The sequence below is a fragment of the Streptomyces sp. LS1784 genome (genome assembly GCF_020103755.1).
Classification (GTDB): domain Bacteria; phylum Actinomycetota; class Actinomycetes; order Streptomycetales; family Streptomycetaceae; genus Kitasatospora.
Map to the genome: position 1 here is coordinate 1 of NZ_JAHSQD010000900.1, position 2,163 is coordinate 2,163.

Here is a 2,163-nt window from a genome sequence, read left to right on the forward strand (position 1 = left end):
GCTGCGGCGGGCCGCGCTGCTCGGGACGGCGCCGGGGACGGTGGTCGCGGTCGGCACGCCCGGAGGGACCGAGGTGCCGCTGCTGGCCGACCGGCCGCTGGTCGACGGGGCGCCCGCGGCGTACGTCTGCCGGCACTTCGCCTGCGACGCCCCGACCACCGATCCGGCGGCACTGGCCGAGAAGCTGGGCGTGGCGGTCGCATAACGGGCGTCCCGGCGGCGGCCGGATAATCGTTGGCGAACACGTCCGGCTCCGGTCCACGATGGGCCATGACCTGGACTTTCAGCACCTCCCTCGACGAGTTCCGGGAGGAGGCGGGGGCCTTCCTGGCCGCCCGCCCCGCCGAGAACACCGTCCTGCTCACCATCACGCACCGGCTGACCGAGTCCGGCCCGACCGTGTTCGGCGAACCGCCGGTCTTCGGCTGGTGGCGGGCCGAGGAGGGCGGCCCGGTCGCGGGCGCCTTCCTCCAGACACCGCCGTTCGACCCCCGGCTCTCCTTCATGCCGCCGGCCGCGGCCGCCGAGCTGGCGATCGGCCTGGCCGCCGCCGGAACCGGGTTCACCACGGTGACCGGGGTCGGCGGCGGCTCCGAAGCGGTCCGCGCCTTCGCCGACGCCTGGACGGCGGCCACCGGCACCGAGCAGTCCGTCCGCTTCGACGAGCGGCTCTACCGGCTCGGCGAGTTGGCCGGCCCACCGCGCCCGCCCGCAGGCCGCCACCGGCTGGCCGAACCGGCCGACCGGGAACTGGCGATCCGCTGGTACGAGGAGTTCCTGGTCGAGGCCGAGGTCGAACTCCCCGACGTCCCGCGGGCGGTGGACGAGCGGATCGCGAACGGCTGCCTGCACCTGTGGGAGGACGACGGCCGCCCGGTCGCCCTGGCGGGCAGCAGCCCGATCCTCGTCGGCATGTCCCGCATCGGCCCGGTCTACACCCCCACCGGGAGCCGCGGGCACGGCTACGGCACCGCCGTCACCGCCGCCGCCTCGGCCCACGTCCTCGCCCACGGCGCCACCGAGGTCCTGCTCTACACCAACCTCGCCAACCCGACCAGCAACTCCATCTACCAGCAGATCGGCTACCTGCCGGTGGAGGACTCCCTGATCGTGGACTTCCGCGCCCCCCAGCGGAGCCGCGGGGCCGTCAGGCGTCCTTGATCGGGTGCGCACCGGCCACCTTCGTCCCGAAGGGGTCGGTGGCGGCCGCCGTGGCGGGCGCCGGCAGGTGATCGGCGTTCTGGTACGTCTGCGCGCAGGTGGTGGGCTTGGTCGCGGCGGATGCGGCCGGGGCGGCAGTTCTCCTCGGCGCGGACGCCGACGCGGGTGATGTCGCTGCCGGGGTCGCCCTGGTAGAGGGCGAGGTAGCGGTCGATGCCGTCCCGGTCGGCGCGCAGGGCGTGCTGGGAGTCGCGGCGGGTGAGCCGGCGGTCGGGGCCGACCCGGATGCGTTCGATGTGGGTGATGGTGTGCAGCCCGGTGTCGCGCGGGCCGGCGAGGGTGGCGAGCAGGCCGTCGACGGCCACGGCGGGGGAGATGAGGTCACGGTAGGGGCGGACGGGCGGGCCGGCCGGGGTGGGGCCGGCGGCGCGGCGAGGGCCGAGCAGCCGGGTGAGGGAGTGTTCGGGCAGGTCGAGGACCTCTTCCAGGGCGGCGACGGCGCGCAGTGACTCGGCGCGTTCGGGACGGCGGCGGCCCTGTTGCCAGTAACTGAGACTGGTGAGGCCGACGTTGACGCCGCGCAGCGCGAGGTGGCGGCGGATGCGGTGCAGGGCGAGGCCCCGGGCGGAGATCGCGGTGCGCAGGGCGAGGTGGAAGGGGCCGGTGCGCAGGGCGGCGGCGAGGTCGGCTGGGTCGCTTTTGTGGATGGCGGTCTCCTGGGGGCGGGCGGTCCGGCTCGCGGCCGGCTCGGACGGACCGGCGTTTGACCGTGAATATTCACATCGGCGCGGCGGTTTGTCACCGGTCCGGGCCCGCTGCGCGGGGTTTTCCGGGCGGCGTCCACATCCACGTCGGCCTGTTCACACCTCGGTCCCGGCCCCGTCAACGGCCATAGCGGTACGGGGACAAGCTGCCCGGCTCGGCGTACGACCGGGCGGGCGAGGGCGGCGGCTACCAGGTGGACGCCGCGCCGCGCTCCGCAGCCGTGGCGGAGGCCGCGGG

At 75.5% G+C, this 2,163-nt stretch carries 2 protein-coding genes and 1 pseudogene; 2 read left to right on the forward strand and 1 reads right to left on the reverse strand.

Annotated features, from left to right (window positions below):
• Positions 1-205, forward strand: a pseudogene (locus KS423_RS44020) (hypothetical protein); the annotation flags it as partial.
• Between the two features lie 65 nt (positions 206-270).
• Positions 271-1,161, forward strand: coding sequence for a GNAT family N-acetyltransferase (locus tag KS423_RS44025; protein ID WP_224285296.1), 891 nt, complete (start codon positions 271-273; stop codon positions 1,159-1,161).
• Here KS423_RS44025 and KS423_RS48690 read toward each other — a convergent pair.
• Positions 1,083-1,526 carry a hypothetical protein gene (locus tag KS423_RS48690; RefSeq protein WP_374120170.1) on the reverse strand — a complete coding sequence of 148 codons (444 nt, stop codon included), beginning with the start codon at positions 1,524-1,526 and terminating at the stop codon, positions 1,083-1,085. The genes KS423_RS44025 and KS423_RS48690 overlap by 79 nt on opposite strands.
• Positions 1,527-2,163: the final 637 nt, after the last annotated feature.

Coding starts and splice junctions, on each gene's coding strand:
- KS423_RS44025 (WP_224285296.1), top strand. CDS start 271: ATGACCTGGACTTTCAGCACCTCCCTCGACGAGTTCCGGGAGGAGGCG.